Origin of the sequence: Bacteriovorax sp. PP10, from assembly GCF_035013165.1 — a bacterium.
GTDB lineage: Bacteria > Bdellovibrionota > Bacteriovoracia > Bacteriovoracales > Bacteriovoracaceae > Bacteriovorax > Bacteriovorax antarcticus.
Genome location: NZ_JAYGJQ010000002.1, coordinates 1,048,669 through 1,061,726, shown reverse-complemented (window position 1 = coordinate 1,061,726; position 13,058 = coordinate 1,048,669). Strand labels below are relative to the sequence as shown.

The following is a 13,058-nucleotide window of genomic DNA, read 5'->3' as shown; positions in this document are numbered from 1 at the left end:
TAAAATGAATGCTTAAATTAATTATATATTCTCAACATTCATAAAGCGCTCTATTAAGTAATCGCCCCATTCTTTCAATGACATTCCACTATCCATTTTCGCAGGAGAATCTTTCATTATTTTTTCAATTAGATCTTTTCGAATATTTCTTTTGGCCAATTCTTTCATCAGTGCAACAGAAGCCGATCCTGACAATTTATTCAAGTCACTTTCTAGGCCTTTAATAACATCTTCACTTGGAAATAGATCAAACAAACTTCTGACGATTCTTGAATGCGTACTCTCATCTGATTTATATAGCTCTCCAAGATCCAATTTATTCTTTTCTATAAAAGACTCATAAAATGATTTATTCGCGACTAAATTATCATCAAATGCCAATAGCGCCTTCGCTGCATCTTTTTGCTCAATTGAATTCTGCGCTGAAAGAAAAAATACCTTTCGCAAAAACTTTATAGCTTCTTTTCTTTTCACACAATCCATTTGCACCAAAGAGACTGCTGCACTCATAAGATCCTTATTGAGTTCCTTACTGAAATCAAAAAGTGAATCAGAATTAATTAATTCCGGATTAGATTTTAATCGAAGTGCAACTTCATGAAGTTTAAATGAATTGATAATCCCAGCATTAGAGAAACTTGATTTTAAATTCTGCTGATTTTTAAGAGAAGTCTTGTCTAAGATTTCTACTAATTTCTTGCGGTCTATCTTTAAAGGATATATTTCTGATAGAAAATCGGAGACGACTCCTGCAACATAAGGACTTGCTGCACTTGTCCCGCCAAATTTACTTGGTTCTTTTCCATCAAAGCTCATAATGCTTATATCAGCAGGTGCTAAGATATTTACAGATCTCCCTTCCGCCGAGAATTCACTTACTCGACCATCGTCAGCAATAGAGCCTACAAATATACATGGTGAATCACCTTCGCTATCGGCCTTGCTCGGATAATAATTTCCAGAAGAACATATGAAAATAGTATCTTTCAAATAGGTTTTAAGTTCTTTCGCCGCAGGATCAAAATCATAAGGCTTATTATCATGAGAGATATTAACTAAATCAGGAACGAGTTCAGGGTATTTTTTTAAATCTTCTAATATTGCTTTATAGCCACCACCATCATTTTCAATGACACCAATATTTGTTATTACTCCGCTCTTTCCAGTACTAATTGATGGCACACCTGCAATTAAATTACTTACAAGATATGCATGTTCTAACTCTTCAGGAGCATCAGGCTTCTTTGCCTTCTCCCAATTTAAATTTCCTTGATTCAATTTCTTTCTTAAATCAGGACCAATCCCTTTCACTTTCTCTATCGATGTTGGCAAATCCCATACACCAATCTTAATTTTATGATGATCTTTAAAATTATCACGATAAAGATCAATACCCGTTAAGTTTTGGGCCCATAAGTTTTTATCAGCTGTATTGATACATTCGTCTTTTGAATTAATACACTCAGCGTTCAAGACGTTGACGAGTAAAAGAAAAATTATTGAAAAATAGAGACACTTCATAGGTCTCTAATCGGATGATAGGTATTTAGCTAAAAAGAAATACCTGACTTATTTGATAAGAAGGAGTTTTTTGCTCTTTAACTGTCCTGAATTGAAGTTTAACTGCCAAGAGTAGCTAAGGGTACCTGAATTACCCGAAGTCAAAACTATCAAAAACCAACAAACTTCAATCTTACCTATCAAGATTGAAGTTTGTTAGATAGCGACCAGAAAAGTATATTGGAACTTTATTCTTTTTTTAAGAATCTTTTTTAACGACAGAACACTTTAAATAAATTGATCCATGCCCATCAACCTTACATGAAATATCGTGGCCATCGACAGGATCTTCTAATAAACGTATCCCTTTTACTTTTGTTCCAGACTTAAGGTTTTCACCACCAACTTTTAAATCTTTGATTGTTCTAACGGTGTCACCATTTTGAAGTTGAACTCCATTAGAGTCTAAAAACTTTGGACCAGCGACAACTTCCTTAGGAGCTTCTACAGTTGCCAATGTCCACTCATGCGCACACTCTGGACAAACCCATAAATTTCTATCTTGATACCCATAAGGTGAATTGCATTTCGGACAGACCTGACTTTCATCTGACATATAATAACCTTGTAATAAATTAGTAAGCCAATACTTTAGAACTTATTTTCTTTTTCTTTAAGTGCCTGCGCGTTATATGTAATGGTCTTCATGCCGTTTCGCTATAATCAATAAATCAAAAAGCTTATTAAAACAGTTAACAGTACGACTATCCATGAAGCAAGCTTCCAGCGCTCTAATAATAAAAAACCAACAGAAGCTAATGCAAAATCTTTCGCCGAAAAAACTGCACTCGTCCAAACCGGATGATAAAGTGCCGCTAGCAAAATTCCAACGACAGAAGCATTTATTCCAAGCATTGATTGTCTTATGCGTGGGAAACTTCTGAGCCTTTCCCAAAATGGTAATATACCAACGATTAAAAGAAATGCTGGTAGGAAGGCCGCAACCAAACAAAGTATCCCCCCTAACCATCCATTAGGATATAAATTAGAAACAGCACCGATATAAGCACTAAAAGCAAATAGCGGTCCAGGGATAGCTTGGGCCAAACCATAGCCTGCCATAAATAAATCTTTTGAGACCCATCCAGTTGGAACAACTTCCGACTGAATTAGAGGGAGAACGACATGTCCTCCACCAAAAACGAGTGAACCGACTCTATAGAAGCTATCAAAAAGATTTATTGCCTGATAATGAAAAACTGATCTAAATACCGGAAGTAAAATTAATATGACTAAAAAGATAATTAAAAAACTTGCTCCCGTTTTTTTCTTAACTCCACTCTCCATGGGAATATGAGGAAGCTCTTTTGTTTCTTTAAAAAAGTAGGCACCAAAAATTCCTGCCAGGACTAATACTAAAATCTGAATAAAAGCTGAATTGAAGAACAATACAATCACGCTAGAAAAAAGAGCAATTGAAATACGCTCTTTATCTGGGCAAAGTTTTTTTCCCATATTATAAACTGCTTGGGCAACAACTGAAACAGCAACAACTTTAAGACCGTGAAGCCAGCCTTGGTGTGCATTCAAATTTAAGTGGGTCATTCCTAATCCAAAAAGGATGAGAATGATTGCGGAAGGAATTGTAAATCCTATCCATGCTACAATTGCCCCAATGATGCCTGCTCGATTTAATCCAATCGCCATTCCGACTTGACTACTGGCAGGCCCCGGAAGAAATTGGCATAAGGCCACAAGGTCAGCATAAGCGTGTTCATTTATCCATTTTTTCTTTTTAACAAATTCATCATGGAAATAACTTAAATGTGCAACGGGGCCTCCAAACGAAGTTAAACCCAATCGAAAAAATGTAAAAAAAACTTCAAAATATTTCATTTAAAACCTTAAGATTTTTGCTAGGGCCAATAAAACGACACCAGAAAATACGATCTGTCTTATCTTGATTAAAATATCCATACTCAAACGCTGCGAAAGTCTTTTTAATAAGAATACTGCTGCTAAAATTCCACCTAACAGATAAAAAAAGCCTATTCCTATTTTAAAATCTGCCCCTTGATGAATTTGGATTACTAAAGAACTCAGCGAAGACAGCCCCACTGCAAAAAGACTTGTAGCCACGGCATTCGGTTGTTTGAAATGATAAAGACCAAGCAGTATTGGAAGCATCAGTACACCACCGCCGAGACCAGTAAAAGTCGTCAGTGCTCCTAAGGCCAATCCAACTAAAGTTGAGAGCCAAAAGCTTTCATGAGATGGTTGATCATCCGTTTTTATTTTTACTGGAAACCAGACACTATACAAAGCATATAAAGAAACGAGCGATAATATAATCGCGATCCAGAATGAAGATAATGCGGCCTTAAATGGTGCCGTCAGATAGCTTCCTGCGGCCGAAGCAATAACAATCAGCAATCCAGTTTTATATTGTGCAAAGGATTTTTGGGCCAAAAAATTTAATAGTGATGCCAATACTACAGCGACTAAAGAATAAAGAGAGGCTTCTTTTAAGCTTTGCCCCATAAACTGCATGAACAGAGGAATCGCAACGAGTGCTCCCCCGGCCCCTGTTAGACCCATTACAGTTCCAATTAATATTCCACATATTAGTTCAATCATTTTATCTTATCTTCGAATAGTTTAAATATTCCCATACCAACTAACATAGACACGATAAAGATTATGATATTAATATTACCACTGGTCACCGCAACGATTCCTGGACCAGGACAAATCCCTGCCCATCCCCAGCCTAATCCAAATATGGCCGCACCAGTAATCAATCGCCAGTCTAAATCTTTACGTGTAGGTAGATGAAATTTAGTATCTAGTAACGGAGAACTTCTCTTTTTTATGAAATAAAAAAAAATAGAATGAACAAAGATGGCCCCGGCCATAACTCCTACTAAGGAGTAATTCCAATCTCCAGTTACATCTAAAAAACCTCTCACGACTTGAACTTCTGTCATGCCGCTTATTCCAAGACCTAAAGCAAAAATAAGACCCACAATAAATGCTATAAAAATTTTCATAGAGAACCTCGCACAAATTTAAAAATAAGAACGCTGATCACTCCAAAAAGAATGAAAGTTAAAGTCGCTACGATGGAGCGAATTGAAAGTCGTGAGATCCCACACACTCCATGACCAGAAGTACATCCGTTACCTAAGAGTGTTCCAAATCCGACTAAAAGCCCTGCAATGATATAATCAATCGATAGCGCTGAAGAAACCTGGATAAAGGCTTCCGGTTTTAAAAAGCGAAGAATTATACCACCAAATAGAAGACCACCTACAAAGGCCACTCTCCAGTTGAGATCATTTTTTTGAGGCTTGATAATACCGCCGAGGATTCCGCTAATTCCGGTCACTCTTCCGTTAAACAACAGCATCAAACTTACAGCAAGTCCAATAAGCACTCCGCCAATAATTGCATTTATCATTTTAGACTCCTACTTTAATAATTCTTTTTTCAAACGCGTCCATGACTCTTCCAGGCGATAGGCCTTGTATCCATTCTCTCTTAGATAATTAACAGAATAGGCAGAAAGTGCACACATGCGACCACGACAAAAAACGAGAATCTTTTTTCGTTTGGGAAGCTTACTTAAATTTTGTTTTAAATCTTGTTGTGAAATATGCACAATTGAAGGAAATTCTTTTTCATCAGTTACTTCGTCGTTTGGCCTAACATCCAAAAAAATAATTTCTTGCTTCTTTATAAGCTTTCTTGTTTCTTCCCAATCTTCTGTCCAACTAATATCTCCACCCAATTCCTGCGAATTTATTTTCAAAGTTGGATCCAATTTTTGAATGAAATCCTGATAGGATTCCCAGAAGTCTAAAACTGCAGGTTCTAAAGTATAAAGTCTTTTTTGTCCCATGCTCTCTACATTTACCAAACCTTCATTAAGCATTTTTCTTAAGTGCATTGAAGTGTTCGCTACACTTTGATCAGTCTTGGCCGCTAAGACTTCAACTGTTAGCGGTGCCTGTGAGAGAAAATGGATTAATCGAATTCTAACAGGTGCAGCAATTGCACTTAATATCCCCGCCATAGATTCGAAGATACTTCCTTGTTGTTTCTTTAATAGTTGCAATTTATCCACTCTAACCTCTCAATAGTATTAATATACCACTCATTATTCAATTAATCAATTGAATAGCGTAACTAAGGGGAGTATTATAAAAATAGGCCAAGTTGGAGGTATAAAATGAAAATACAACACTTCTTTGATCCGGATACTTTTACTCTTACTTATTTAGTTATCGATGAAAAAACAAACGATACAGTGATCATTGACCCTGTACTTGATTTTGATCCACCTTCGGGAAAAATTGATGACCATAGCATTCAAAAAGTTATTGATTATATCAATCAGAACCAACTTAATGTAAAAGCGATTCTCGAAACACACGCACATGCCGATCACCTTTCAAGTTCGCAAATATTAAAACAATTATTTCCCAAGGCCGTGCATGGCATTGGTGAAAAAATAAAAATTGTTCAAGAAGTTTTTAAATCACATTTCAATTTAAATGATCTCAAGATAGATGGATCTCAATTCGATCATCTCTTCAAAGATTTTGAAGAGATTAATTTTGGCTCCCTCCATATGAAAGCTTTCCCCACTCCTGGTCACACACCGGCCTGTATGAGTTATCAATTTGAAAATTCTGTCTTTGTTGGGGATGCCTTATTTATGCCTGACTACGGTACAGGAAGATGTGATTTCCCTAAAGGAAGTGCTCACGATCTCTATCATTCTATTTCAAAAAACTTGTACTCACTTCCTGATGAGACCAATGTTTATGTAGGGCATGACTACAGTCCTAATGGCCGAGAAATGCTTTTCCATACAACTATCGGTGAAAGTAAGTTAAAAAATATCCAGCTCTCTGCCAAGACAACTGAAACTGAATATGTTGAATTTCGAGAATCCAGAGACAAAAAATTAGCAACGCCCAGATTGCTTTTACCGAGCATTCAAGTAAATATTGATGCTGGTCACTTACCAAGCGCCGAGGCAAACGGAAAATCATATTTAAAATTGCCTTTAAATGTTCAGTTAAAATCTGGAAAATTGTAGGAGGAAAAATGAGTACTAAATTTTACATAAAAGATGGAATACCAACGATTAACCCAGAAGATGTTAATGAGCTTTCAAATTTTGAGATCATTGATGTTAGAAGACTGGAAGAATTCACTGCAGAACTTGGGCATATTGAGAGTGCAAAACTTGTAACCCTAGGTCCAGATTTGAAAAATTTTATCAACAAAACTGAGAAAACCAAACAACTTATTTTTGTCTGTCGATCAGGAGGGCGCTCGGGCCAAGCAACTCAGGACGCTTTATCGGCCGGATTTTCTGAAGTGTATAATATGGATGGAGGAATGCTGAAGTGGAATGCTCTAAAGCTACCAGTTTGGAGAGAGTTTAAAATTCAGGAATAACCTCATTTATGAGTGTTCCCTCACTTTCGAAATCTGCAATATTCTGAAGCGTAGTTAATGCAATATTTCGAAGTGCTTCTTTAGTCAAAAAGGCGTGGTGGGAAGTAATTATAACATTAGGAAATGTCATTAATCTTGAAAGCATATCATCTTCAATTATTTTTCCTGAATGATCTTCAAAAAAAATTCCTTCCTCCTTCTCGTATACATCTAGACCAGCATAACCAATCCTCCCCTGTTTTAAGGATTCAATAAGCTCTTTTGTATCTATTAAAGCACCTCGCCCAGTATTAATCAGCATGACTCCATCTTTTGTCTTTGCCAAAGCTTCTTCATTAATAATGTAATGTGTTTTATTCGTTAAAGGGAGATGCAATGAAATGATGTCTGAAGTTCTTAAGAGTTTATCTAAAGAAACATATTGAACACCAATACTTGAAAGTGTCTGATTATGAATTAAGTCATGCGCAATCACATCACAACCAAATCCAAGCATAATTCTGGCCATTACACTCCCTATTTTTCCTGTACCTATAATTCCCACAGTTTTTTTACTTAGGTCAAACCCTACCAGACCTTCAATTGAGAAATTGCCATCCCTCACTCGATTATAAGAACGAGGAATTTGCCTGTTCAACGATAGAATCAATGAGACTGCATGCTCAGCAACTGCGTGGGGTGAGTGATCAGGTACACGCACAACACTTAAACCTAATTTCTTACAGGCAATAAGATCTACATGATTAAACCCGGTAGAACGTAAGGCCACTAACTTAGTGCCTCCCTGAGTAAGGAGCGAAAGTGTTTTGAAATCCAGGTTGTCATTAACGAAAGCACAAACACAAGGAATAGCATTTGCTTCTTTTGCCGTTTCTTCGGTCAGTCGCGTTTCTAAAAAAATGAGTTCATGATTAAAACTTTTTGATTCTTGCAAAAAATATTCTTTTTCATATTCATGAGTGCTAAACATGGCGACTTTCATAAAGTCTCCCATCCATTTTTTCAACTTCAGATACAATTCGAATTGTTTTAAAAACCGCATCAGTAGTAACCGATATAGAATTTATTCCTTCTTTAACCAGAAGTTCAGAAATTTCCGGGTAATCACTTGGTGCCTGTCCGCAAATTCCAATAGGACGTCCCGCTTTTTTAGCTGCACTTATTGCCATTTGAAGCATTTTTAAGACTGCCGGATCTTTCTCATTGAAAAGATGACTAATCTTTGACGAATCACGATCAACTCCAAGTACCATTTGAGTTAAATCATTTGAACCAATTGAAAAACCATCAAAATATTTTGCAAATTCCTGTGCTCTTAAAACATTGGTTGGAATTTCAGACATGACATAAATTTCTAAACCCGCCTCACCTTGAATAATGCCATTTTTTTTCATCTCTTCAATAACTTTTTGACCTTCTTCCGGGGAACGACAAAAAGGAATCATGACTTTTATATTAGTCAACCCAACAACTTCTCTTAACTTTTTAATGGCCTTACATTCAAGGGCAAAGCCATCACGATAGAGATCATCATAATATCTAGAGGCCCCTCTAAAACCTATCATTGGATTTTCTTCAGAGGATTCAAACTGCTTGCCTCCTACCAAACTGGCATACTCATTTGTTTTAAAATCAGAGAAACGAACAATCACAGGACGAGGATAAAATGCTCCTGCAATTATCCCCACGCCTTCAGAAAGTTTATCGATAAAATATTGTTCTGGATTATTTCCATAGACACCTAGAACATCACGAATTTGATTGAGTACGGATAAGTCTTTTATTTGATCGTAGTGGGCCAAGGCCATTGGGTGAATTCGAATAGACTCCGTGATTATAAATTCAATTCTCACCAGACCTACTCCATCTACGGGTAAAAGTGAGGCAGTGAGGGCCTGGGCCGGGTTTCCCATATTAACCATGATCTTGGTTTTTGTTTTTTGAATTTGTTTCCAATCAACTTTCTCTTCCTTAAAAGGAAGAATACCTTCATAAACTATTCCTTCATCGCCCTCTGCGCATGAAACAGTAATATTTTGATTATCGTTTAATAATTCAGTGGCCGATTCTGTTCCAACAACACAAGGCACTCCATGCTCTCGACTAATTATGGCCGCGTGACAAGTTCTTCCGCCTCTATTAGTCACAATAGCTGAAGCTTTCTTCATTACAGGCTCCCAATCCGGGTCAGTCATATCAGTGACTAAAACATCTCCGACTTGAAAGCTATGCAACTCAGAAACATCTCGAATAATCTTTACTGGGCCTGCTCCAATTTTCATACCAACAGCTCGCCCAGTAATTAATACTTTTGATCGCTCTTTTAGGACAAACACACCTGTATCTAATTTTAATTTATTCGAATGAATTGTTTCGGGCCTTGCTTGCAGTATAAAGATATCGCCTGTTTTACCATCCTTTGCCCATTCAATATCCATAGGTGTTTCACGTTTATTGAGATTAGAATAGTACTCCTCAATTTTCAGTGACCAATTTGCAAGAGTCATAACTTCATCATCTGAAATTGATAATTTTCGCTGATCTGCTTTAGAAACTTCGATATTTTTAGTTGAACGACTTCCATGACCTGAATACACCATTCTTAACTGCTTTGATCCAACCTTGCGTCTAAGAATTGGTAAAAACGATTTTCCAAGAAGTGATTTTTGTATCACAAATTCATCAGGATCAACTCTTCCGCCAACAATGTTTTCACCAAGGCCGTAGGAGCTATTTATAAGAATGACATTCCTAGCGCCAGACTCAGTATCTAAAGTAAATATAACACCTGAAGAAGCAAGATCTGATCTTACCATTTGCTGAATTCCAATTGATAATTTTACCTTGGAATGTTCGAATCCATTAGCAACACGATAACTAATTGCTCTATCTGTGAAAAGAGACGCAAAACAATTACGGCATGCAGATAATAAGTCCACCACACCACGAACATTCAAAAATGTTTCTTGCTGTCCTGCAAATGAAACTCCTGGAAGATCTTCTGCTGTAGCTGAAGATCTAACTGCAACATCAAGCTCTTCAACTCCTGCCAATTTTGAAAGCATCTCGTAGTTTTTCCGAATCTCTTCTTGTATATCTTCTGGTAATGAGGCACTTCGAACATGAGACCTAATCTTCAGTCCAACTTCCGAAAGTCTTTTTGTATCCTGAGAATTTAATCCTTCTAGCAATGGGTAGATTTTATCTTCAAGGTGATTAGATTGAATCAGAACAGAAAAAGCATCAGCAGTTATAGCAAAACCTTGAGGTATTTGAATTCCATGAGGAGTTAATGCCTGAAACATTTCGCCAAGTGACGCATTCTTCCCCCCAACAAGAGGGAGATCTTTCATAGAAATTTCATTAAACCATCGTATATATTTATCCATAAAACCACCTCATGCTAAACATTAAATTCAAATGAACACTGAATTTAATTCAAGCAAGATAAAGGCCACTGGCACACTCTCTGTTAGTAAGTAACAAGCAGGAAGCATTGGGGTATTATGCCCAGATAGTCATAAGGTTTATTAATGAACGAACAAAAAATTAAAACTAGAAATGAGGTTAGATATTTCACCGACATCTCTTTTAAAAATAGCATTATGAAAGCCAGCTAATATATAATTGCTCTTGTATATTGATCATATATAAAAAGGATAACGCGCTTGCCAGAACTACCCGAAGTCGAAACCATAAAAAACCAACTCACTCCAATCTTACCTTTCAAGATTGAAGCGGCCGTCTTCTCCCCTCTAACAAAACGCATGGTCAAACAAATGGATTTCGATCCAACAAATTTCACCATCACTAAAATTCGCAGACACGCCAAGTGGCTCATCTTCGAACTCTCTCCATACGGATACATCTTATCTCACCTAGGAATGAGCGGTTCATGGCAAATGTCCCACGCCCCTCTAGCAGAAAAACACGGTCACATCGAATTCATCGATAAATCAAAAGCACAGTTCGGAGTTCTAACCTACATCGACCCACGCCGCTTCGGGCATTTCTACCTACTCACAAACGAAAACTTCAAAATCAAAGAAGACGCTCTACCAATCGATATCACCTCACCTGATTTCGACGTGGATCATATTGCAGAAATTTTCTTCAAATACCCCAATAAGCCTATTAAGCCTTTCCTGCTCGATCAAAAAGCATTCCCTGGTGTCGGTAACTACATGGCCTCGGAAATTTGTGCGCGAGCTGGAATTTTACCGACAAGACTTACAGGAAACATCGAAGCCGATGAAATCCAAAAAATTAAAGATGCAATGAATGTCGTTGTGAATGGTGCAGTTGAAACGAAAGGAACAACTTTCAGTGGCGGCTACCGTGATGCTAACGGCGATAAAGGCGAAGGAGTAAAACACTTAGTGGTTTTTTATCAGAATCATTGTCAGATGTGTTTGGAAGAAGGAATCGTCACAAAAGTTATCAAGACAATTCAAGGCGGACGAGGGACATATCACTGCCCTCGCCACCAAAAATAATTATCTTGTTCTCATAGAATTAACACAAGCAGTGTATCCAGCATCATTATTTCCGTAGGTTCTACCAGAGCGGTCTACGCAATTAACTCCAGTCGCATTTAAATTGGGTGGAGTAATTGTTCCCGGCGTATTAGGCAGCACTCCTCTCGTCGTCGAAGACTGACTTGTCCCAATCGTATCAGTAGTTGTATTCGTATTGTTCATTGTATTTGATCTACGAATACCTGTTGCGCGATCTGCAGGACGATTCATATTGGGATTATTGTTATTGAGCATCCCAGGCATCGAGGAAGTTCCTGCTGCAGGCACACCTGTCGAGGGAGCTGGTGTCCCAGACATTTGTCCATAAGCTTGTGATAGCGACAAGGCCATCACAAGTGTTAATAATGTTTTCATATAATCTCCTTAAGGTCATTCAACCCTGTTAGCATTGTCCACACACTTCTTGTATCCTTTGCTGTTAGGAGCGTAAGCTTGTCCTCTCGTATCCACGCAATTCACACCTTTAATTGAATCGCTCTTTTGAACTCCTTTTAAGGAGCCCGGGGGATGAGTTTTCCTTTCAGTCGCAGACTGTCCGGTTACAACTTCATCACCACTTTGCTTTCTCAATTCTAGCTCTCTGCCTTCTTGTTCTTTATCGATGTCTATAAATCTGGTTTGAGAAAAAGCTTCTTCAAAAGTAAAAATACAAAAGCATGCGAGAAATAAATTTTTCATTACAACTCCGCTATTTTTTCATGGTCTTTGAATTATCCATGCAGTTTGCGTATCCGACATCGCCAAAGCGAAGCCACGCTCCATCTACACTTCTACAGGATTTAACTTTTGCGTCGTATTGATATTCTCTTTTTGTTGCTGATTGTCCTGTCTGGATGACATCAGAATTATCGTAGTCATGATAAATCGCTTCCTGACTAGTCTCTTCCTGAGCATTCTTATGAACTGTAATTGACTTATCTGATGATGGGGCTGCGGCCTTGCTTACTGGCAAATTTGATTTCCCGTAAACTTGTCCGGCAAGTGAAACCGTTAAGATTAATAACAACACATGTTTCATAAATCCTCCTTAAAAAATTAAACATTGAATTAAAAATTCAAATTAACTTAATGTATTGGATTCAAGTAACATGCCGGCCGTAAGTAACATCAATGATTAGAATTTATTTGTGTGACAAAAAGAGTCCGAGACAAAATGCTACAGGGAATATTGTAAGGTAAACTACGCCCGTGGGTTGCACGGGCATTAGACTTATTGTTTTTCGAATTCTACTTTAACTTCTGCTTTGGGATCATGCTTACTTGCTTTCACTTTTTTAAGGCAAGCTTTATAACCTTTATCACCAGCTTTTAGTTCGTGCCCGTCTTTTGTTTTACATGTAACTTTTGCTTTCACTTCTGGAGCATCTGTATAAAGTGCAGTTTCATCTGCTCTTTCTTGAGTTTTATCTGCTGGTGTAACATCCAAAGTGTTTGAATTCTGCTCTACAACCGTATTTTTTTTCGTCGTTTGAGCTACAACTTTTTTTTCTGCCGCGATTGCAGTTGTCGAAAGAACTAATAGCGCCAATAGTAAATACTTCATAATAA

At 37.5% G+C, this 13,058-nt stretch carries 16 protein-coding genes; 3 read left to right on the top strand and 13 right to left on the bottom strand.

The window, feature by feature from the left end:
* Nucleotides 1–21: 21 nt before the first annotated feature.
* The 7 genes from SHI21_RS15245 to SHI21_RS15215 form a co-directional block, all read right to left on the bottom strand.
* The gene (locus SHI21_RS15245; RefSeq protein WP_323577649.1) at nucleotides 22–1,473 is read right to left on the bottom strand and encodes a S8/S53 family peptidase; all 1,452 of its coding nucleotides are present in this window, start codon (nucleotides 1,471–1,473) and stop codon (nucleotides 22–24) included.
* Between the two features lie 286 nt (nucleotides 1,474–1,759).
* Nucleotides 1,760–2,116, bottom strand: a complete 357-nt coding sequence (locus tag SHI21_RS15240) for a zinc ribbon domain-containing protein YjdM (protein ID WP_323577648.1) — start codon at nucleotides 2,114–2,116, stop codon at nucleotides 1,760–1,762.
* Between the two features lie 107 nt (nucleotides 2,117–2,223).
* Entirely contained in the window at nucleotides 2,224–3,396 is a 1,173-nt protein-coding gene (chrA, locus tag SHI21_RS15235; protein WP_323577647.1) for a chromate efflux transporter, read from the bottom strand.
* The gene (locus tag SHI21_RS15230) at nucleotides 3,397–4,137 is read right to left on the bottom strand and encodes a sulfite exporter TauE/SafE family protein (protein ID WP_323577645.1); all 741 of its coding nucleotides are present in this window, start codon (nucleotides 4,135–4,137) and stop codon (nucleotides 3,397–3,399) included.
* Nucleotides 4,134–4,550, bottom strand: a complete 417-nt coding sequence (locus tag SHI21_RS15225) for a DUF6691 family protein (protein WP_323577644.1) — start codon at nucleotides 4,548–4,550, stop codon at nucleotides 4,134–4,136. Before SHI21_RS15225 ends, SHI21_RS15230 begins: the two co-directional genes overlap by 4 nt.
* Entirely contained in the window at nucleotides 4,547–4,960 is a 414-nt protein-coding gene (locus SHI21_RS15220) for a YeeE/YedE family protein (protein ID WP_323577642.1), read from the bottom strand. Before SHI21_RS15220 ends, SHI21_RS15225 begins: the two co-directional genes overlap by 4 nt.
* A gap of 9 nt (nucleotides 4,961–4,969) precedes the next feature.
* Nucleotides 4,970–5,626 carry an ArsR/SmtB family transcription factor gene (locus tag SHI21_RS15215; protein ID WP_323577640.1) on the bottom strand — a complete coding sequence of 219 codons (657 nt, stop codon included), beginning with the start codon at nucleotides 5,624–5,626 and terminating at the stop codon, nucleotides 4,970–4,972.
* Nucleotides 5,627–5,731: 105 nt separating this feature from the next.
* Here SHI21_RS15215 and SHI21_RS15210 point away from each other — a divergent pair, with 105 nt between their 5' ends.
* Together SHI21_RS15210 and SHI21_RS15205 are read left to right on the top strand one after the other, a co-directional pair.
* Nucleotides 5,732–6,607, top strand: a complete 876-nt coding sequence (locus tag SHI21_RS15210; RefSeq protein ID WP_323577639.1) for an MBL fold metallo-hydrolase — start codon at nucleotides 5,732–5,734, stop codon at nucleotides 6,605–6,607.
* Nucleotides 6,608–6,615: 8 nt separating this feature from the next.
* Nucleotides 6,616–6,972, top strand: coding sequence for a rhodanese-like domain-containing protein (locus tag SHI21_RS15205; RefSeq protein WP_323577637.1), 357 nt, complete (start codon nucleotides 6,616–6,618; stop codon nucleotides 6,970–6,972).
* Here SHI21_RS15205 and SHI21_RS15200 read toward each other — a convergent pair.
* Together SHI21_RS15200 and ppsA are read right to left on the bottom strand one after the other, a co-directional pair.
* Complete coding sequence (locus tag SHI21_RS15200; protein WP_323577633.1) at nucleotides 6,956–7,954, bottom strand: 2-hydroxyacid dehydrogenase; 999 nt, start codon at nucleotides 7,952–7,954, stop codon at nucleotides 6,956–6,958. The two genes, SHI21_RS15205 and SHI21_RS15200, sit on opposite strands and share 17 nt — an antisense overlap.
* Nucleotides 7,935–10,361, bottom strand: coding sequence for a phosphoenolpyruvate synthase (gene ppsA / locus SHI21_RS15195; RefSeq protein ID WP_323577631.1), 2,427 nt, complete (start codon nucleotides 10,359–10,361; stop codon nucleotides 7,935–7,937). Before ppsA ends, SHI21_RS15200 begins: the two co-directional genes overlap by 20 nt.
* A 279-nt stretch (nucleotides 10,362–10,640) precedes the next feature.
* Here ppsA and SHI21_RS15190 point away from each other — a divergent pair, with 279 nt between their 5' ends.
* Nucleotides 10,641–11,468, top strand: a complete 828-nt coding sequence (locus SHI21_RS15190) for an Fpg/Nei family DNA glycosylase (protein WP_323577630.1) — start codon at nucleotides 10,641–10,643, stop codon at nucleotides 11,466–11,468.
* Here SHI21_RS15190 and SHI21_RS15185 read toward each other — a convergent pair whose 3' ends face one another.
* The 4 genes from SHI21_RS15185 to SHI21_RS15170 form a co-directional block, all read right to left on the bottom strand.
* A complete protein-coding gene (locus SHI21_RS15185; protein WP_323577628.1) occupies nucleotides 11,469–11,864 on the bottom strand; it encodes a hypothetical protein in 396 nt (131 codons plus the stop codon).
* Between the two features lie 15 nt (nucleotides 11,865–11,879).
* Complete coding sequence (locus SHI21_RS15180) at nucleotides 11,880–12,188, bottom strand: hypothetical protein (RefSeq protein ID WP_323577627.1); 309 nt, start codon at nucleotides 12,186–12,188, stop codon at nucleotides 11,880–11,882.
* 10 nt (nucleotides 12,189–12,198) lie between these two features.
* Complete coding sequence (locus tag SHI21_RS15175; protein WP_323577625.1) at nucleotides 12,199–12,528, bottom strand: hypothetical protein; 330 nt, start codon at nucleotides 12,526–12,528, stop codon at nucleotides 12,199–12,201.
* A 192-nt stretch (nucleotides 12,529–12,720) separates the two neighbouring features.
* Entirely contained in the window at nucleotides 12,721–13,053 is a 333-nt protein-coding gene (locus tag SHI21_RS15170; protein ID WP_323577624.1) for a hypothetical protein, read from the bottom strand.
* Nucleotides 13,054–13,058: the final 5 nt, after the last annotated feature.

Coding starts and splice junctions, on each gene's coding strand:
- SHI21_RS15230 (WP_323577645.1), bottom strand. CDS start 4,137: ATGATTGAACTAATATGTGGAATATTAATTGGAACTGTAATGGGTCTA.
- SHI21_RS15185 (WP_323577628.1), bottom strand. CDS start 11,864: ATGAAAACATTATTAACACTTGTGATGGCCTTGTCGCTATCACAAGCT.
- SHI21_RS15205 (WP_323577637.1), top strand. CDS start 6,616: ATGAGTACTAAATTTTACATAAAAGATGGAATACCAACGATTAACCCA.
- SHI21_RS15170 (WP_323577624.1), bottom strand. CDS start 13,053: ATGAAGTATTTACTATTGGCGCTATTAGTTCTTTCGACAACTGCAATC.
- SHI21_RS15240 (WP_323577648.1), bottom strand. CDS start 2,116: ATGTCAGATGAAAGTCAGGTCTGTCCGAAATGCAATTCACCTTATGGG.
- SHI21_RS15225 (WP_323577644.1), bottom strand. CDS start 4,550: ATGAAAATTTTTATAGCATTTATTGTGGGTCTTATTTTTGCTTTAGGT.
- SHI21_RS15210 (WP_323577639.1), top strand. CDS start 5,732: ATGAAAATACAACACTTCTTTGATCCGGATACTTTTACTCTTACTTAT.
- ppsA (WP_323577631.1), bottom strand. CDS start 10,361: ATGGATAAATATATACGATGGTTTAATGAAATTTCTATGAAAGATCTC.
- SHI21_RS15200 (WP_323577633.1), bottom strand. CDS start 7,954: ATGAAAGTCGCCATGTTTAGCACTCATGAATATGAAAAAGAATATTTT.
- SHI21_RS15180 (WP_323577627.1), bottom strand. CDS start 12,188: ATGAAAAATTTATTTCTCGCATGCTTTTGTATTTTTACTTTTGAAGAA.
- chrA (WP_323577647.1), bottom strand. CDS start 3,396: ATGAAATATTTTGAAGTTTTTTTTACATTTTTTCGATTGGGTTTAACT.
- SHI21_RS15220 (WP_323577642.1), bottom strand. CDS start 4,960: ATGATAAATGCAATTATTGGCGGAGTGCTTATTGGACTTGCTGTAAGT.
- SHI21_RS15175 (WP_323577625.1), bottom strand. CDS start 12,528: ATGAAACATGTGTTGTTATTAATCTTAACGGTTTCACTTGCCGGACAA.